The sequence below is a fragment of the Gemmatimonadota bacterium genome, assembly GCA_026706345.1.
Classification (GTDB): Bacteria; JAAXHH01; JAAXHH01; order JAAXHH01; family JAAXHH01; genus JAAXHH01.
The window spans coordinates 1-19,873 of sequence record JAPOYX010000013.1 but is presented as its reverse complement, the minus strand read 5'-3'; the positions used below and the strand labels follow the sequence as shown (position 1 = coordinate 19,873).

11 protein-coding genes are annotated in these 19,873 nt (G+C 64.2%); 3 read left to right on the top strand and 8 right to left on the bottom strand.

Going from position 1 to position 19,873, the window contains the following annotated elements:
• Window positions 1-7 precede the first annotated feature (7 nt).
• Window positions 8-1,801 (bottom strand): cyclase family protein, encoded by a 1,794-nt coding sequence (locus tag OXG98_01015; GenBank protein MCY3770593.1) that lies wholly within the window; start codon window positions 1,799-1,801, stop codon window positions 8-10.
• 589 nt (window positions 1,802-2,390) lie between these two features.
• Here OXG98_01015 and OXG98_01010 point away from each other — a divergent pair.
• Together OXG98_01010 and OXG98_01005 are read left to right on the top strand one after the other, a co-directional pair.
• On the top strand, window positions 2,391-2,588 hold the full coding sequence (locus OXG98_01010) for a type II toxin-antitoxin system HicA family toxin (protein ID MCY3770592.1): 198 nt from the start codon (window positions 2,391-2,393) through the stop codon (window positions 2,586-2,588).
• A gap of 385 nt (window positions 2,589-2,973) precedes the next feature.
• Window positions 2,974-4,026, top strand: a complete 1,053-nt coding sequence (locus OXG98_01005) for a Gfo/Idh/MocA family oxidoreductase (GenBank protein MCY3770591.1) — start codon at window positions 2,974-2,976, stop codon at window positions 4,024-4,026.
• Window positions 4,027-4,081: 55 nt separating this feature from the next.
• Here the strand turns inward: OXG98_01005 and OXG98_01000 are convergent, their stop codons facing one another.
• The 7 genes from OXG98_01000 to OXG98_00970 form a co-directional block, all read right to left on the bottom strand.
• Window positions 4,082-5,731, bottom strand: coding sequence for a SpoIIE family protein phosphatase (locus tag OXG98_01000; GenBank protein MCY3770590.1), 1,650 nt, complete (start codon window positions 5,729-5,731; stop codon window positions 4,082-4,084).
• Window positions 5,732-5,787: 56 nt separating this feature from the next.
• Window positions 5,788-7,023, bottom strand: a complete 1,236-nt coding sequence (locus OXG98_00995) for a zinc-binding dehydrogenase (GenBank protein MCY3770589.1) — start codon at window positions 7,021-7,023, stop codon at window positions 5,788-5,790.
• A complete protein-coding gene (locus OXG98_00990) occupies window positions 7,020-10,748 on the bottom strand; it encodes an HAD-IB family hydrolase (GenBank protein ID MCY3770588.1) in 3,729 nt (1,242 codons plus the stop codon). Before OXG98_00990 ends, OXG98_00995 begins: the two co-directional genes overlap by 4 nt.
• Window positions 10,745-11,803: a hypothetical protein gene (locus tag OXG98_00985; protein MCY3770587.1), complete on the bottom strand. Its 1,059-nt coding sequence runs from the start codon at window positions 11,801-11,803 to the stop codon at window positions 10,745-10,747. Before OXG98_00985 ends, OXG98_00990 begins: the two co-directional genes overlap by 4 nt.
• Window positions 11,804-11,875: 72 nt before the next feature.
• Window positions 11,876-12,949: a sugar phosphate isomerase/epimerase gene (locus OXG98_00980; GenBank protein MCY3770586.1), complete on the bottom strand. Its 1,074-nt coding sequence runs from the start codon at window positions 12,947-12,949 to the stop codon at window positions 11,876-11,878.
• Window positions 12,950-13,034: 85 nt separating this feature from the next.
• A complete protein-coding gene (locus OXG98_00975) occupies window positions 13,035-13,817 on the bottom strand; it encodes an SDR family NAD(P)-dependent oxidoreductase (GenBank protein MCY3770585.1) in 783 nt (260 codons plus the stop codon).
• A gap of 237 nt (window positions 13,818-14,054) precedes the next feature.
• Window positions 14,055-15,566, bottom strand: a complete 1,512-nt coding sequence (locus tag OXG98_00970; GenBank protein MCY3770584.1) for a sulfatase — start codon at window positions 15,564-15,566, stop codon at window positions 14,055-14,057.
• Window positions 15,567-16,314: 748 nt separating this feature from the next.
• On the opposite strand from OXG98_00970, the gene OXG98_00965 reads away from it, so the two are divergent.
• The coding region (locus tag OXG98_00965; GenBank protein ID MCY3770583.1) for a hypothetical protein at window positions 16,315-19,873 on the top strand (3,559 nt) is incomplete at its 3' end.

The following is a 19,873-nucleotide window of genomic DNA, read 5'->3' as shown; positions in this document are numbered from 1 at the left end:
CGCCGCCTTACGGCAGTATGGCGATGGCCCTTCCGGGTCCGCCGTGGTTGTCTTCGAGCCGGGGGCTCAGGAAGACGTAGAACGCGCCTTTCGGCGGAAGTTGCCCTACGCCAATCAGATACTCGGTGAAGATCATGTCGTGGTTCACTGCCGCCCAGTGCGTCTTCATAGATTCCACCGCATTCACCGATCCCATGTCGGGCGCGTCGATGCCCACGTGCTTCACGCCTTTCCCTGCCAGGTAGGTGATAACTTCCGCACCCGGCGCCGGCCAGCCCTCGGACAGGCCGTCCAGGGGCGCCTTCACGCTCTGGTCCGCGCGGCCCCGCTCGAAGCGGCGGAAGTGGGCGTCCGTGTGACCGGTGTGGAACAGCACGACTTCCCCCTCCTCGATATCACCGTATAAATCTTCATGCCGCCTGACGTCTTCCAACTCGATGACCGGCGACGCCGGCCAGTCATCCCGGGAGGTCGCCCCCACGCGGTGCTGCACGTTGACGACCCGGGCGGGACCCATGAAGTGGTGCAACGGGACCTTCTCCGTCGTCATCTCCGTGCGCTTCAGCGGACCGTGCCCGGCCTCGAAGTCCCCCAGCGCCGCGCGGGTCGTTTCGTCATATCCGGCGACGTCGAAACCGGGCGGCGGGCCGTAGTGCGCGGGCGGGTCCACGTGCGTTCCGGTGTGGGCGTCCATGATGTGGGTGTTGACCCAGTAGGGGCCGAAGGGCCCATCGAAGTAGTTCACGGGCTGCACCCTCGAATAGGGAAAGACGTGGCGGCCCACGCCGCGGCCCGGCCACCAGACAGGGCGGTCCATGGACAGCGTCACGGAGAGATCGACAACGCGTTTCGCCTTGACGGCCTCGAGCAGGCGCGCGGCCAGGGGCTGGTTGGTGATGGCGACGGCCCGCGTCTCGACAGTAGGGGAGTTCTCGTGTTTAACCGGCAGGGCGATGTACAGGGAACCGTTAGGGGTTCTGTCCAGGTTGATCAGTCCCTCCGTGTGGACGGCGCCGTACTTGAAATGGCCGAGATGGCTTTCCAGCGCGAGGGGGTTCTCGAACATGCCCTCGGGACCCGGCGCCGTGTAGCGGGGCGGACCCAGGCCGCCCATGCTCGGACTGTCGATGCCCATGAGCCAGACCCCTCGGCTGCCCACGTATTCCGCGGCGTCGTAATCCGGCGCGGGCCATCCCGGTACCGTCCCGGCGACGGGTTCGACGATCAGGCGGCGGTCGTTCGGCGCGGGCCGGTCGTGGCGGTCGTCGTACCCGCTCCAGTAGAGCACGGCATCGCCCGGTCCCATGGGCCTGTGGGCTGCCTCGGCTGCCTTGACGAGCTCAGTGGTGAACAGGGGACTCACGCCCGCCGGCGCCTGGTCGAGCATGGACCGGCCGTCGATCTTGTACACCTCGCCTACCAGCTGCCAGGCCGGGACTTTTTCGACCGTCAACTCGCCCCAGTAATGGGCGTTCGGCAGCCCGCTGTGCTGGGGCGGCATCATGTGGGCCGGGGTGTCCGTCTGCGTCGCCGTGTTCTCGTCCAGGATGATCAGGTCCGACGCCCAGGGGCTGGCGCCGTGGACAATGTACGGCACCACCAGGGGCTGGTGGTGGACCTGGCCGCCCGGCCAGTACTGGTAGTGGCGCCCCGAAATGACCGGCGAAAGGTCGACCACGTCATCGGGGCCGACCGGCATGTACTGGGCGTAGGCTGTCAGGGTGGTCAACTGGATGAGGACGATGAGGGCCAGGCTGCGGGCTGGTTTACCCATGCGTCGGTACTTTCGGACATGATTCATGATTCGCTCCCTGGGCGTTCGAATTTGTCAGGTCACGGGGTCAGTTGTGACCGGATGACAAGAACCGATAAATACCGGATGGTATGCCTTTATGGTGACAGAAGTTTGGTGTTTTCCTTCCCGGTTGTCAACCTATCAGATACCTCCTGCCGAGCACCGAAGGAAATCGCATTCTATCACCTCGGGTTGTCGGGAAACTCGAACAACACCGGTCTATTGGTCGAAACGAGCGAAAAACGCCGCTAAAGACGGCGACCTGAACTTGCCCCGGAATGTGGACCATATGCCGGGAGTAGTGTCAACGATCCACTTTAGGCATACGGTCTGGTTTGAGAGAAATTGATACTGTCGACCGCGTTTTACGGTTGTCAACTGACAGCCGACAAATTACCGTAGTACTATAATCACATCGCTTCGCCATTGCGGTCTGAAGGCGCGCTACCAAGGTGAGTTGATAAAGACCACTATGCTGTGCCAGGCATCAGGCAACTAGCACGTGACGTTCCGTTTTGGAGGATGGTATGGCGGGGTTCGGGCAGAAGTGATTTCCGCAATCGGGACACGAGGAGAACGATGAAACTCAAAGTCATTGTACATCGAGCCGAAGAAGGCGGATCTTGAATTTCACGGATGGCAACTCAGACGAATTAATGGCAGTCATCACATTTATGCCAAAGATGGAGAAGTCGCCCGCATTTCGGTTCCGGTTCATGGGAATGCAACTCTAAAACGTGGATTGCAGGCACACTTGATGAGGATCGCACAGATTACAGAAAACGAATTGTAGTGTTCAACCTCAAAAGGTACACCCGTTTAAGCTACAGTGTTAATACACGTCGCCGTCTGCTCGAACTCGGCCGGTCCGGGATTCACGGCGGCATATATTAATTGTCGTTGATCCGCCGGAAGGATATCCCCAATACCAGGGAAACCCGTCCTGCCATAAACCCGATTAACAATCCAACTGCCAGGAAGATGAATTGAGTTAGATCAAAAGCAAAAACCATGATGTCCCTCCGTTTTTGAACAGTCACTGATTCGTGCTCGTCGACTTTTATTTCGGTTAAAATACAAAGACCTGATACAGCTGGCAACGAAGAACATACCGGCGATAAGGGCAGTCCGCACCGCCGCCGACCCACTTCCATGCACCCATCAAAGGAGCATCGCCCGTGTCTAACCTGCGTGTCGGCATCATCGGACTGGGCGGGATCGCGCGATCCCACTGCGAAGCCATCGCGAACCAGGACGGTGTGGAGATCGTGGCGGTCGCCGACCTGCTCGAGGATAAGCGCCGCGAATACATGGAAAAGTACGACATACCCAGGGGGTACGCCACCCACACGGAGCTGTTGGCGGACGACGAAGTCGAAGCGGTGGCCGTCGTCCTCGGCCACCAGTTGCATCACAGGTTGACCGTGGACGCCTGCAACGCCGGCAAGCACGTCCTGGTGGAGAAACCCATGGCCATCAGCCTGGACCAGTGCGACGACATGATCGCCGCCGCGTCCGCCAACGGCGTCAAGCTCATGGTGGGGCTGACGCAGCATTTCTACGGAACCAGCGTCAAGGCCAAGGAAATCCTGGATTCCGGCGTCCTGGGACCGGCCATCACGGCGGTGTGCTACATGTCCAAGCACTGGGGGTACGGTGGCCGCAGGCCCCAGTACCGCAGCCGGTACCACGGCGGCGGCATGTGGATGACCAACGGGGTCCACGTGGTGGACCGGCTGTCCTGGGTCATGGCCTCGCAGGCGGTCTCGGTCTCCGCCTCCATCGGCAACCGGGCGCACTACCAGGCCGCGGACGACTCCGCCACGGCCTTCATCCGCTACAAGAACGGCACGGCTGGCGTGGCGGTGGCCGTCGGCTACGCCGATGGCGGTCCCAACCACGAATGCCAGGTGATCTGCGCCAACGGTTCGCTGCGCTTCTGCGAATCCGGCGAGAAGTACGTCAGGGTAGGCAAGGGCAACAAGTGGGAGGACGTGCCCTTCGACGATCCGCCCCATCCCATGTACAACGAGTGGAAGGGGTTTATCGAGGCGATACGCTATGACATAGAGCCGCCCACGCCGGGGGAATGGGGCCGCCATATCATGGAGATCCTGTTCGCCGCCGAACAGTCATCCATTTCAGGCAGGGAAATCCCGCTGGCCAGCGGTGGAAACTGGACGCACCAGCAGTCCGGCACGCCGGTAAACATCGATCACGGCTGGATTTAGACGGCACGCCGCCTGGACGCCGGCGGAATCCTTGAAATCCGCCGGGACGGGGACGTCAGGTGTGTTCCACCACGGCCAAGGTGACGTCGTCACATTGCCTGGATCCCGCGGAAAAATCGAACACCTTTGCCATGACGGTGTCCTTCAAATCCCGCGCGTTCTGATGCCTGTGCTCCGCGAGCAGAGACTCCAGCCTGCGTTCTTCGTACAGTTCGCCGTCGGGGCCGGCCGCCTCGGTGACGCCGTCGGTATACATGACCAGCTTGGTCCCGGGTTCAAACCGTACCGTTTCCTTCTCAAAAGAAACTGCGGCGATCCCCAACGGCGGCGTAACGGAATGCAGCTTCTGAACCGGCCCGTCCCGCGACAGGAGCATGGGCGGATTATGCCCGGCGTTGCAATAACGCAAGGTTTTCGTCCGGGTATCGATATCGGCGTGGAAAAAGGTAATGAACTGGCTCCCCGCGGAATGGTGTATCATGTATTCGTTCAACCTGCCGACGCGTTCCACCAGCGGCATGCCGATGTCGATGAGCGTGGTCAGCATGGTCTTGCACGCGACCATCAGCAGGGCGCTGGACGGACCGTGGCCGGTCACGTCGGCGATCGTCACCGTTAGAACGTCGTCGCTGTAGGGAATGAAATCGTAGTAGTCCCCGCCGATCTCCTCGCAGGATACATGGGCGCCCGCGCATGCCAGCGCATTGAAGGCATAACTTTCGCCCGGCAGCAGGCCCGCCTGTATCTCGCCGGCCAGGGCCAGTTCCTTGTCCAGCGCGCTCCGTGCCACGGCGGCGTCGAACAGGCGCAGATTATCGATTTTTATGGCGGCCAGATTGGCCACCGCGCTGACCAGGCCGAGATGATCCACGGTAAACCGCGCGGTCGGATCCGAAGAATCGAGGTACACCAGGCCAAACACGCGGTCCTCGTGCCACAGGGGCACACATAGTATGGACGCGAGCCCGCGGACGATGACGCTCTGCCGGTCCCTGAACCGGTCATCCTCCATGGCGTTGGTCGTGATCGACGCCATGCGGTTCTCCAGGGCCTGATTCACCGCCGTCGTGCTGATCGAGATCTCCCGGTCTTCCTCCCCGGTTCGCGTGGCGAGGGCGCGGACGTCCAGTTCGTACCCTACTTCAGACTCCCGGGGGTGGACGACCGCGCAGCAGTCCGCGTCCAGCCAGTCCAGCAGACGCCGGGTCACGAGGTCTCCCAGTTCCGCTTCGCTGCGCACTGTCATGACGGCCTTGCTCAGTGCCGTGAGCTTCAGCAGTTGTCCGCCGGCGTCGCCGCGCCGGCGACCCGGCTTACTGCCGGCCAGCGTATAGGGTAGTTGATCCGCCCGGAAGAGGGACGGTTGCGCCGGGGGTTCGTCCGCGCCTGCCGCGGCCCCCGCTCCTGCATGTTCTCCCGCCTCGAAGACCAGGATCGTCCGGCCGATCCGGATGTGGTCACCCGGAAGCAACGGGGCGGGCTCGCCCCCAACCCTATGGTCGTTGACGTAGGTCCCGTTCCGGCTGTCCAGGTCCACGATGGCGTAGCCCGACACCTCTGGTTCGATACGCGCATGCAGCTTCGACACGCCCCGGTCGCCGCCTATGGCGATATCGGCCTCGCCGGAACGGCCCAGGGTAGTGACATCCCTCGACAGGACATGGACTTGCGGGTCTTTTGCGTGCAACAACTTCAGGTAGGGCACGAGTGTGCTCCGATTCGCGCGGTTTCAGTTGATAGCGCCGGCGGCGCCCAACTCACTTACGACCCCGGTTCGTTTCTCAGGTCGAAGGCCACCTTGACGGCGCCGTGCCGGCCGGCTTCCAGGGCCCGGCCGATGGCCTTCCGGTATTCCTTCAGGGGGAAGAGGTCTGTCACGAGGGGTTTAAGGCCGACCTTCTCCGACGCGATCAGATCCATTGCCAGGTCGAAGGTCCGGACGGATCGGCCTTCGTGTTCCTCCGTCCCGTACGCGTAGGCCCCCTGCACCTTCAATTCCTTGTACCACACCGCGGTCCAGTCGATCCCGGAGGGAATGCCCGGCATGCCCACGACGGTAACGACGCCGCCGGAGCCGGTCAGCCGTAGCGCGTCATCGATGGTGCGCGACGAACCGACGCAGTCGAAGGTCCGGCGCACGCCGCCGATGAATACGGGCCTCCCGATCTCGGGCCGGTGGATCTCCGCCCCCGTCACTTCGCTGACCGTATCGTAGAGGTCTTCGCCCCGGCCGATGACGCGGTCGGCGCCGAGGGCGGCCGCCAGGGCCTGCTGATGGGGATAACGCGCGGCGGCGAGGATGCGGCACTTACCGCCGAGGGTCCGGACGGCCGCGATGGTGAGGAGTCCGATGGCGCCGCAGCCGATCACCAGGATGGTCTCGTCGTCACCGGGGAAGGACTTGAGCACGGCGTGCAGGCAGCAGCTGAAGGGCTCGACCAGGACCGCTTCCTCGTCGGAAAGCCGATCGGGCACCCGGTGGACCTGGAAGGGGTGCGCCACCAGAGACGTACTCCATCCACCGCCCGTGTCCCTGCAGTACCCCGTCTGTATCCCTGGGGAAATGTCTCCGTGCGTGACCATCTCGCACAGGCCGAAGTCTCCTTCCCTGCAGGACGGACAAGGAGGGTGGATTCCCCGGACGGCGCAGCAGAGTCCGGGTTCGATCACCACGCGGTCGCCCCGGGAAACGTCCCCGGGACCTGCACCGGTCTCCTCCACCTCGCCTACCACTTCGTGACCCAGGACAAAAGGCGCGGAGATCAGGGGCGAAAAATAGGGGCTGCCTTTCGCCCGAATGGTGGAAAGATCCGATCCGCAGATTCCGCTCAACAGCGGCCTGACCCGCATCCATTCAGGCGTCGGAAGCGAGGGGGGATCGACGTCCGCCATGCGGATGCACGACAGCGCGCCGGTGGCCGAGCGGGGGCGCCGGTGGCCGAGGGTGCGGACGAACAGGTACCGGGGTACGCTCTTGATGTACTGTACGGCTTTCATACATGGGTCCAGTGCACGACTTCCCATCCGCCGGCATCGGCGGCCTTCTTCAGCTTCCCGCCGGGGTTCACGGCGACGGCGTGCCCTACCACGCTCAACATGGGCTCGTCCGAACTGCTGTCGGCATAGGCATAGCACCGGGCCAGGTCGATACCGCGGCGCTCGGCGTAATCCCGGACGATTCGGGCCTTCGCCTCGTCACCGATGGGCGGGCCTTCCGTCTCCCCGGTCAGCCGGCCGTCGTCTTCCTTCATGGAAAGGGCGATGAGGTCGTCCGCCTTGGTGTAATCCGCCAGCGGCTCCATGACGAAATCCAGGGACCCGGTGACCAGGACCACGCGCTCACCCCGTTGCTGGTGCGCCCGAATGCGATCGACGGCCCCGGCGTACATGCGTGGACGCATGACTTTTTCGAAAAGCTGTTCGCTCCTCGAAACGCATTCCCCGCGACCGAAACCCCGGTACTGCCGGTAGAACGCCTGGATGAAACGGCTCCTGCTGATCTTGTCCAGGACGATGTAATAGAGGACTTTCGGCAGGAATCCAATGGTCCAGAGGAGGCGTCGCAGGGAGGAATACCCCCAGGTCCTGTAAAATGCGTAGTAGTGTACGATCGTAGCGTCCACGATGGTGCCGTCCACGTCGAAGAAGGCCGTCGCGGCGTGTTCCCGGCCGTTTACGAAGCGTCCCGCCCGTCGACCGGCCGCTCCTTCCGGGCCTCCTGGCGCGGATCCGGCGGGCCCGGCGGACCCGGCAGACCCGGCAGACCCGGTGGACCCGGCGGCGCCGGTGGACCCGGTTGCCTGGCCCAGGCGCTCCATGATGTACAGATAGCCGTCACGGTCGATGCGCCCGATGTCCCCCGTGTGAAGCCACCCGCCGCGGAGGCGGTTCTCCGTCGCCGTAGGGTTCCTGTAGTACCCCTGCATGACGTTGTTCCCGCGCACGATGATCTCGCCGTTGCCTTCCTTGTCGGGGGCCTGGATTTCAATGTCTACCGCCGGCAGGGCTACACCGACGGAGGACGGCTTGCTTCGGTCCATGGGGTTTACGGTAACGACCGGGGCCGCTTCCGTGAGCCCGTATCCCTCGTGGATCGTCAGGCCGATCTCCCGGTAGGCGTGGTACAGATCAGAATCGAGCGTGCCGCCGCCGCTGACCAGCAGCCGCATGCGGGAAACGACGCTTTCGCCGTTTTTCTCGGCCGTCTGTCGCAGCGACCCGTGCAACAGCCCGAATAACCGTGGCGCAGCGATCAGGCAATTGACCCCGGTTTCATCCATCAGGCCGACCAGGGACCGCGGCCTTACCGACGTGGTATAGGTAATGGTCGCCCCCGCGTAGAACGGCATGAGGAAGCCGCCCGTGAACTCCAGGGCCTGGCTCATCGGCAGCAGGGAAAGGAAATGGTCGGTCCGGTAGGCGCGCAGGATCTCGGCAAGGGACAGCAGGTTCGCAACGAAGTTCCGATGGGTCAGGACCACGCCGTGGGATTCGGCCGCCATGCCCCGGGTAAACATGATGGCTGCCGGCGTATCGGGATCCACCGGCGCCCAGGGGGGCGGCTCCTCGTTCAGTGTGACGGGCGACGCGGACCTTCGCGGCGCGTCGAACGGCAGTCCGTAGTTTTCGATGTTCCAGAACATGACGTCGCCGCCGGGCTCAGCCGGTTCGCCGCCGGGCTCAGCCGACGCCGTGAGCAATGCGTGACCGCTCTCCGTGCAGAGAATGGCCTTCGTTTCGGTAAACCGGGCGATGCGCCATACTTCCTGGGGCGTCGAGCGGCGGTCCACGGGCACGAGCACGGCCCCGGCCACCATCCCGGCGAAACAGGCGATTCCCCATTCGGGCCGGTTCTCCGAGAAGAGCAAGACCCGGTCACCCGAATGCAGGCCGCTGGACCGCCACTGCCAGCCGATGTGCCCGGCCAGGGCGAATACGTCCTTGAAGGAATAGCGGATCCAGCCATCGTCCCGTGGCATCTGCAGCGCGGTCTTGTCTCCGTACATGTCCGCGCTCTTGGCCAGTATGTCCGTCAGCGTATCGAGATGGGGCAGGGCGTCCTCTCCGGCCTGGGCGAACCCGGACCGCTCCGCCACCTCCTCTTCTTCCGTGACCGCGGGCTTCGGCTCATCGGTCTTCAGCACGTGGCGTTTCAGGCCGGGGATATGGATCTCCTGGAAATACGTCTTCCAGTGGATCCTGGATACGTCGCCGTTGAAGAGCAGCCGGTCCTCCGGATCCAGACTCTCGTGCAACCTGACCGTGCGGTCCGTCTCGAAGGTGCATTCCAGGGACGTGTAGGGACTGTAGATCGCGGCGTAGTACAGCATGCGCGAGATCGCCGACTTCATCACGGTGATTCTGCGCTTCAGGTTGTTCAGCAAGGTGATCCGGGTGAAGCGGTTCAACGTCCACAACGCGGCGTTCAGGGGGTAGACGTAGCGCAGGTTGTACCGGCGCCGGAACTGGCCAAGGGTCGGGTAGGTCCACCGCTGGATCGGTATGGGCTCGTTGTTCCGGTTCAGGCGCGGGTTCTTTTGAAAGTACTCGTAGGAATATTCGAAGGCCTGGTGGAAGAGGACGGGATTCCGGTCGCCCGTCGATACATGATACACGCCGATCCCGCCTTCGCGGGCCTTGCGCACCATGGCCGCCAGGGTCGTGTTGGCCACGATGTCCACCGGGATGATGTCCACGATCATGTCTTTCTGGCCGGGGAAGTCCGGCAGGCGCCCCTTGCTCACCGCGTCGATGAGCGGGTCGGCCACCTTGAGCCCCTCGATCCATCCCGGTTCCGGCTCGACCAGCGCGCTTTCCACGATGGACGGCCGAATGATGGCCGTGGGCAGGTCGCCCCGGTGCTTGACAATCAACTGTTCGCCCATGGCCTTCGTCAGGGTATAGCTGTCGTGCCAACCCCACTGCTGCCCCCGGCGCATGCCCTCTTCGATGAGCCGTTCCTTGAGCCAGCGCTTGCGAAAGGTCTCCATCTGGGCGTCGAGCCAGCGCTGCGTGGGGCTCGGGTTCTGCTGCAGCGCCATCTTCCTGAAACGCTCCTGCTGTCCCGGCGAACGGGAGTCGTCGTGGATCTCATCCGCCCGGGCGAGTATGTCCCGGATTTCCCGTTCCAGGTCGAAAGGCGCGTCGCTTCGCCCCATTTCCTGGGCCATGGACCAGTCCGGTCGGGGCGGGGCTTCGGGAATCCGTCCCTTGCTCTGTCCGTTGACGTAGGCCGTCGAGACGTGAACCAGCGTGGCGTCGCCGCACGACTTGGCGAAATCCAGCATGCGCCGCGCGCCGAGGGTATTGAGCTGGAGGGCGGCGTCGATTTCTTCGTCGAAGGTCACGGAAGCCGCGCAGGTGAGCACGACGTCGACTTCCGCCGCGATCCGGCGATACAGGTCCGGCTCCAGACCGAGGTGGTCCAGGGTAAGATCGCCCTCGACGGCGTGGACCTTTTCATTCATCACCTCCGCGAAACGATCGCCGTGGGTCTCGCGCAGCCGGGCGAAGGCGGCGGACTGGAGGATCTCTTCCTCCACCCGTTCCCGCGCCGACAGCGTGGTGCCGTCCTTCCTGCGGCGGGACCGGACGACCAGGTATATGCGGCCGACTTCCGGGGCGCACCGCAGGATCTTCTCCACGACCGCTTTCGCAAGAAAACCGGTGGCGCCGGTGATCAGCAGCGTCTTTCCCCGCAGGTAGGTGACGATTTCACTCATACCTTACCGTCTTTGGATGCCATCAGTCGCTTGAACTGATCGACCCAGGGTATGGGCGACGGATCGGTGTCGTTCAAGAGCGCCTGGTAGAAGCTGGCGTAGGTGCCGAGCAGGAGCAGATCGCAGGCTTGCTCGAGCGCCGTCTCTCCCCGGGGCGTTACGACGGAACACGCGATCCCCTGCTGCTCGAGCAGCGTGCGGGTGATCTCGTGGCGGCGCCGGTTGCGCGGATCGTACAGGCCGGACTGGATCAGCACGGCGGCGGTCCCGTCCCTATGCTCCCCAGGGTGGGTCATGCCTTCGAGCAGGTGGTGATTCAGTTCCGGTATGGCGAACCACGCGGCCAGGTTCTTGGCGTTCTCGTTCCACTGGTTGGCCAGGATGTGGGCGTTGCCCGTGAGATGCTCGGAAGCCATGATCAGGACCGACTTCCCCCGCGTAGCCCAGGCTAGTTCATAGGCGGGGTTCTCCGCTCCGGGCGCCGCGTAGACCGGGTTGGTCTCCCGAAGGAGCATGAGGGCGCCCGTTACCTCGGTTCCGGCAAGCTCCACGAACCCCAGTTGCCGGAACATCGCCAGGAGATAGGTGACCGCGTAGCCGAGGCCGATCCGTGGCTGACCGCAGGTATTTAGCTCGCTGCCGAACACTACGGCCGACAGCCCATGGCGCGCGGCGAACGATTCCAGTTCGCCCCCCGTGGTCAGGGCGATCATCGGTATCCCCCTGGACGCGCCGTATTCCGCCATGGCCATCACTTCTTCCGTGCCGCCGGAATAGCTGGACAGCACGATGAGCGTCCGCTCGTCGATCCACGAAGGCGCCGCGTAATCGGATACAATGGTTACCGGCACGCGCAGCCGGTCGCGGAAGACGTCCTGTATCAGGTGGGCGCCCAGGGCCGATCCGCCCATGCCCGCCACGACCACGTGGTGGACATCCCGGCAGGCGTCGGGGAAAGTGCGTCCCGCCATTTCCTTCCAGGCCGCCTCCATCTGGTCGGGTATCGATCCGATGGATCCGTGCATGTCGGATTGGTCCAGGCGTTCCATGTTCATTTCAACCGCCTTCTTTTCAAATGGTCACCGGGATGAAAGGAGAAGCTCATGAATCGACCTGCCTGGTTCGGTTCAGGATGTGCCGGAGTCTGTCCGGACGGCTCCGATTTCCTTCAGATAGGCGACGCTTTCTTCGAACTCCCGCGTCTCGTACGCCTTCAGGGCCTCGATGGATTCGTCCTTCTCCCTGGGCGTGCGCCAGTCTTCCCCGCCGGGGCGGACGTGGGACCAGTACAGCCGCAGAAACGGCAGCATGTCCCTGACGTCGCGATCCGGGTATTCCGCCCAGTAGTCTTCCATGAGCATGCGCACATGCCGGGCGTAGATGGCGCCCAGCTCGATGGTTTTCGTGATCTCGCCCGCCGGGCCGTGCTGGGGCGCCGGGCCGGATTGATCCGCCGGGCCGCGCTGGTCGTGCTGAGCTAGCCGATCTTGCGCGCCCTCCGATCCAGGCTGGCCACGCTGGCCCCGGTATCCGTCGATCAGGGAAAGCAGGCCGGGGTAGTCGACCACGCCGCTGCCCAGCGAACACCGCGCGATGCGGTATCCCTCGTCGGAGGGATGAATCGTATAGTCCTTTAGGTGGACATGCCGCAGATACGGAAGGAGGCGTTCGGTGTATCCGAAGGGTTCCTCGCAGACTGCCAGCACGTTGCCCACATCGAGCGTGATGCCGATGTACGCGCTGTTCAGTTCTTCGCAGAGCCAGCGCATGTCGTGGGACGTGGCGTCTGAATGATTCTCCACCGAGATGACGACCCCGTGTTCTTCTGCCAGGGGCAACGCCTCGCACAGGATATCACGGCACCCGGCGAGATGGGCGCTCCACCGGCCCGACAGCGGCCGGCGGTCGCCGCCGAGCACGCCGCTCATGACCACGCGCAACGTAGGGGCGCCGAGGGCCGCGGCCGCGGGAATCAGACGCCGCAACATTTCGCCCTCGACCTGGCCGCCGTCCGCCACGACGAACAGCCCGCTTTCCTCGGCACGGGCACGGGCTCGCTCCAGCGAGGCCGGGGACAGATCGGGCAGGCAGTCCTCGGCTGGAAACTCTACACCGACGAGGCCGTGTTCGACGGCCATGTCCATGAGTTGAAAGGCGTCATATCCCGTGTTGAACGAGTATGCGCAAACCCCTACTGACATAGGTTCTCCTTGCCGCTATTCCGTCGGCTGCCGGCCCTGGACCGCGTAGCCAGGCGGCTGAAGACGGACGAATCGTTCCTTGCCGCTATTCCGTCGGCTGCCGGCCCTGGACCGCGTAGCCGCCGTCGCACCGGATGTCCGTCGCCGTGATGTCGCTGGATTCGTCGCTCGCCAGGAACACGAATACGTTGGCGACCTCATCGATGGTGGCGACCCGGCCGATGGGGTGCAGGCGGTCGAAAGCCCTGAGCGCCGCCTCCGGGTCCCCGGCGTTCTCCTTCACGAAGTTGTGCAGCATGGGCGAATCCACCGTGCCCGGCGAAACCGTGTTGACCCTGATCCGGTATTCGGCAAGCTCCATGGCCTGGCCCCGCGCCAGGGCGATCAATCCGCCCTTCGTCGCCCCGTAGACGGCCACGCCCGGATGGCCGTTATGGCCCGTCACGCTGGCCATGTGGATGATCGATCCGCCGCCTGCCGCCCGCATATGCGGAATGCAGTACTTGCTGAACACAACTGGCGCCAGCAGGTTGACGGAGAGGATGCGGGACATGGTCTCCTCATCCTGGTCCTCGATGGGGCTGACCGGCATGATGGCGGCGTTGTTGACCAGGACGTCGATCCGGCCGAACCGGGAAGCCGCATCGTCCACGAAGGATCTGACCCGGCCGTGGTCGGTGATGTCCAGCGACTCCACCAGGACGGGCCGGCCCGCGTCCGCGACCAGGCGGCCGGTCTCCGCAACGGTTTCGGTGTTAATGTCGCACACCGCCACCGCGGCGCCTTCCCGGGCGAGCGCCAGCGCGATCCCGCGTCCTATCCCGTCCCCTGCGCCCGTTACGATGGCGGCCTTGTTCGCTAACCGCATGATGATCCTTTATGACGACTCAATTGTACAATTGTACAATTGTACATGAGGTGTGAATCCCCAGGTTCCCATGAATCGCGTATCTCGGGCCGGCGCGGTCAGCGCCGATGTCGATGTGTTTCGTATCCTCAGGCCGGCGCCGTCAGCGCCGATGTCGATATGTTTCGTATCCTCAGGCCGGTACGGTCGCCACCGATGCCGATACCGAAACATACCCCCGGTGGTTCAATCCGCGGTTCAGTCCTGCCCCTTCCGCAACCGTTGCTCCAGCCAGTGCGTCATGGGCGCCGGGGCGGGATCGCATACCTCCACCATCCGGCCGGGGAGGGGCTGGCCCAGGACCGCCTCCACGTCGCCGCGGCGCGCCGAGACGATGTCGAGATGCGATCCCGCGACATTCTGCCGCTCTTCCGGGTCACGTTCCAGATCGAAGAGCTCATCGCCCGCCTCGTCCTCGTAGCCCACCGACGTGCAGAAGTTCCAGCGATCATCCCGCACGCTGGCCCGGCCCACGGCGTTGCCCGTGACGAAGGATGCCCACCCGGTCACGATGCGGTCACGGACGGTGGCCTTCTCACCCGTGACCAGCGGCCACAGGTCCTCCCCGTCCGTCCAGTCCGCCCGGACCCCGAGCCGACCGAGCAAAGTCGGCATGAGGTCATGGTTCTGCACAAAGGCGTCCACGTCAACGTCCGTCGGTCCGCCGGGTACGCGCATCATGAGGTTGAGCCGGGTATTGAAGGGATGCAATTCGTCCGGCCCCTTGCCGAATCTCCCCTGGTCCAGCAACTGGGTTCCGTGATCCGACAGGATCACGATCATGGTCTCATCGAGGAGGTTCAGGTCCGCCACCGCGTTCAGCAGCCGGCCCACGTACTCGTCCACGAGGGTGACCTCCCCGAGGTACAGCGCCTCGATGCGCCGGAGTTCCGCTTCCGATGGTCGGCCTGGGCCGCCTGGACTGCCTGGTCGATCTGACTCGCCTGACCCGTCTGATCCCCCTGGACCACCCGAGCCGTCAACCGCGTAAGCGGGACCGGGCACGATGAAATCGAGGCCGTCGTGTTCGAAGTACCGGTCGGCGTACGCCGGCGGTGGATCCCAGGGCTCGTGGGGATCGAAGCTGTCGACCCACAGGAAGAAGGGCCCCGCCGTATGGTTGTCCGCAAGCCACGCGCAGGCCGAGTTGAACACCCGTGCACACTGGTAGTCGTCCTTGTCCTTCCTGTGGCGCTGGTTCAGCAGGTAGTTGACCAGGCCCGCGTGCCGGGACATGTCCACGGGCGCTCGCACGTGCCGGGCGAACTGCGCCTCGACCAGCGCGGGATCGCCGCTCTTCCAGTTGTCCGATTCCTGGCCCCGCACGAAATCCAGGTGAGCGAAACCCCGGGAGAAGTTCATGGTGGGCTTGAACATGTGGTACGTATCGGCGATGAGGGCCGTCAGGTACCCCCGTTCCAGCAGCACCTCCGCGATCGTGTCCTGCTCCGGCGGGATCTTGTGCCAGCCAGGCGCATGGTGCCAGTGGCCGCGCCGATCGAAGTTGTACCGCCACGGGAAGCTGCGCATCCCGGTGAACAGGGCGCGGCGGACCTGCAGCGTGGGCTGTCCTTCGCCGAAGGCGCGGTTGAACCGGATGCCGCTGCCATGGAAGGCGTCGAGATTGGGCGTGTGCGCGTGACTGTACTTCCTGCCCGGGCCGATGATGTCGGCGCGAAAGGTGTCCAGGCAGACGCAGATGACGTTCACGGGGGCTCCGCGGGGTGAGGGGATGGAACTTTTGCAATGAGATTCCGGAATTGCAAATAATGGGAAAACTAAGCGGAAGAGGCCGTTGCGTCAACGGATTTGCGGGAGTGTCACAAGGATATGCCGGCTGGGTAGATCGCGCCCCGCAGGTGCAGGGCAAGAAACCGGGGAGCGTCGAAAGATCAGAGCCAGGAATGGCAGTAATAATGATTTTTAAAAAACAGGCTTGGACAATTACTAATCATATATATAGTATATCATCATGCCCATGACACGGGCGTAACGACTGGCCGCATCAGAATACCCTCGCGTCCCTTCAGCGGACCCGCACCCCGCGGACCTTCAGCATCCCCGTGCTACTTCTGATCGCAGAAAGCACGCACGGGGATTTTCCATGTCCGCAAGAACCGCAATCTCACATCCAGAATCTGATTCGCAGGAGCAAGGCCGGACGCCGGCGCGGCCTGCCGGCTTTTCATTGAGGTTCGGGCACCGGCACTCCCCTGCAAGGCCGCATCACGTCCGCGCTTTCCGCCGGCACCCGCCGTCTTACCAGAGATACGATGCCTGCCCGCCGTCTCACGAGGCGCCCGTCCCTTATCAGCCAGTTCCGGGGACCGCCGGGAACGCGGCCCGCCATATGCCGTGGAAACCGCCGTGACCGGATGCAGCCGGATCATGCAAACGATACCGACGATCGCATCATTCAACCACAAAACCGCTATATCCATATATAAAGGAGTTCATCATGCAAAGACCCATGCACTGTTTTATCGCCCGGACGCTCATCGGCATCGTCCTGCTCACCATGTCGGCGCTGGTCGCAAGCGGCCAGGAGACGCCCGCGGACGCTTCCAAGAGCGCCTATGACTTCGACAGCCTCTCCGGCATTGTCGACGCGGACCAGGTCGACTATTTCTCAGGGCACTGGTCTTATGTCCTGCCGCTGGGCGAGGTAGAGGGCGCGGGCGGCATGTCCCTGCCTCTAACCATGCGCTACAGCAGCGCGGTGACCGGCACGGACCGGCTGATCAAGCTGGGCACTGCGGAGCAGACGTCCACGATCAGCAAGGGCACGGTGACGCTGAACAACGCCACGTGGGTGGGCCTGGGCTGGAACCTGGAGTTCGGCGCGATCAGGGTTACCGGCGGCTACGACCTGACGGACCTGAGCAGCCCGGTGAACCATCCCTTTTCCTTCAACCTGTCCCTGGTGCTGCCCGGCGGCTCGCATCGTCTCGTGCGACAGCTGGAGGAATCGACCCGTTCCACCGGCACGAGCTCCTCCCGGGCTCCCACCAACGTGTACTACGCCGAGAACCGTCGCTTCATGGACATCAGGTGGAACTACGACCGGTCGGCGCCGCTTTCCTCCACCTGGACGGTCAAGACCGTATCGGGCCTGATCTACACCTTCGGCGCGGTTACGATCGCGGGCCGGGACTACGGCATGAACCAGACCGTCAAGGGGGGCGCCGTGCAGCAGGGAGGTTTCAATGAGATGCAGCCCGAACTGGTGTACCAGTGGAACCTGGCCGAGATCCGCGACCAGGCCGGCAACACGATCCGGTTCCGGTATGCCTCCGACGGCCCGGTGACCACGGTGCGCCATCGCGCCGGGGAACGCGCCGAAGCCACCCGGTCGTTCCGCAACCTGCTGGACAACGCCGACATCGATCCGCGTTTTCCCAACGGGATCACCGTCGGCGGCACGCTCAACGACCTCATCGTGGTCAAGACGTTCAACACGGCGCACCTCTCGGAGGTCATCCTCGCAGGTTCAGACGGCAAGGTGGCAAGGAAGATCAGGACCGAGACGAGCGCCAGGCCCGACATCCATATCGCCACGCATACGCCGCTCAACGCCGACTCGGCGGTGAAGATCACCTACGACAACTATTTCGATACGCCCGCGGGCGAGACCCTGCCCTACGGACACTACCTGATCAATGACAACCGCAGCTACCGGATGTACGACGGTCTTTCGAGCGCACACCGCCTCGACGCCCTGACCGTCACGGACGGGGCCCTGACCGCCACAGTTCCTGATGGCAATCAGATTGCCCGCTACGTGTTCCGCTACGACGGCACCAACGGTGGTCCGGCCCGGCCCGCGGTGGCCTCGGGCGATGACGCGCGCACGCTCCTGCTCGAAGAGATCGCCGTCATGGGCACGGGACGCGCCGCCGCGGACCAGCTGCCGCCGTACCGCTTCACCAACACCCTTGCGGACAGCTACCGCATGACGAAGATGGTCACGCCCACGGGCGGTGAGCTTCAGATAGGCTACGAACAGGTTCCCAAACCCGACACCACCTGGGCCAAACATATCAATTTCGACGAGGCCTTCTTCGCGCGTTCGCGGCGCATCAAACACCGGATATGGGACGCCGACGGCAGCGGGGGGCCGGTCCCGCCGGACACCACGGCGTTCACCTATGTGGAGACCGTCCCGGTCATGGATACCGTCGACAGCAGGCGCATGCGGCGCATCACCTTCCCCGTGGTGGACGAGGTCCTGCCCGGCGGCCACGGCAAGATACGGCGCGACTACGTGGGCGAGGCCGACCTTAACGCCCTGGGCCTCTCGGCCACGAACAAGAAGCATGAGTCCGAACGCGACATACGCCGGGGTCTCCTCGAGGAAACCACCTACTACGACGCCACCGGAACCGTGATCCAACGCGAGCGGACGGACTGGCGGGTCACGGCGGCGGGCACCTGGACCGGCGACTGGGAGTGGTACTACCACCGGGGCATCCCCCAGCAGGCGTACTGGACCAGGGCCGATACGCTCACCACCACCAGGGACAGGGTGAGCACTACGACCGTGCGGACGCACAACGCCAGGAACGGCCTTGTTGCCAACGAAACACTCAAGTCGGGTACACATACGCTACGCGTTACCGAGACCAGCTATCACGCCGACCAGGTGACGAGCAGTCCGGTGACCCTTTCCTTCGGACAGCCGGTCCTCAATACGGCCCTGTCGGCCGGCGACCGGGTCCACGCCGCCTTCCTGAGCCGGGATGATCCGCCCACGGCCACGGTGGAGGCGTTCCTGAACGCGGACTCGGGCATCGAGAGCGTGGGCGTCTACGACTTCGAGGGCCGCCGCTTCGCCGTGACGGACCATGACGTCCTTCGAATCAGAGGCGTCCTCGGGACCGACCAGTTGCAGGGCACGGGCAACATGTACGCCCGCGCCGTGGTGACCGTAGACTGGAAGGACGGCGGTTCCTACGCGGCGGGTTCGTTCACGCACAATGTGCCCGCAGGCGGAGGACTGCCCGATCCGCAGGAAAAAACCTTCGACGTCCTCGTGCCCGTGCCGTCGGGGACGGACAGCGCCCGCGTCAGCCTCGAGCTGCGCGCCGCGGTGCACAAGCCGCAGCAGGCCGTGTACCGCAAGATCAGGGTGTACGCCAAAGACATCGTGGTCACCGGGATGAGCTCAGGCGACCCCGAGGACGTGTTCCTGGAGCGCGCCCATATCCTAGACCGGCCCCGCGTGGTCACCGTCAAGGACGGATCCGGCAGGAGGCTGCAATCCACGAGATACCGCTACGGACGGTTCAACAGCGGTGCCATCGTCATGCCGGACACCACCGCGGTATGGCTCGACAGGAACGGCGACGGGCAGGCGGGTACGGGCGAGTGGATCGACCGGCAGGTGGCCACCGGCTACGACGCCTACGGCAACCTGGTCGAATCGCGGGACGCCCATGGCACGGTGACGTCCACGGTCATGGGCTACGGAAAGATGCGGCCCGTGGCGGCCTTCACCGGCGCCGCGGCGTCGAAGGCAGTCGCCGAGGTCTTCGACGAATACGGCAACTGGGACGCGCTCGCCGCCGCGGGACCGTGGCGCAGGACCTTGAACAGCCCGCGCAACGCGATCACCCTGGAGGGCGGGGCCCTCTCCGTGGACAACGCCGTGGCCGAGCGCACCCTGCCCGCCCTGGCTGCCGGCGTGTTCGAGGTCGACGTCAGGGTCCAGGGCACCGGCGAGCGCACCAAGATCACCCTGGGAAACAACCGCATCGAGTGGGCCTTCGACCGCGACGGACGCGTCCGGGTGATGCAGGCCGGGGCCTTGATAGACACCGGCGCGCGCTACGTACCCGGCCGCTGGCACCGCCTGCGCATCGCCTGGAAGGACAGCAGGTGGCATGCCCGCATGGACGGGGTGCGCTATCCGACAACAGGCGCCTGGGACATGCGGGTCCGAAGAGGCGTCGTGGACGCCGTGAAGCTGTACAACGGCGCGCTGACGACTGAAGCCGCCTTCGACAACCTGCGCGTAT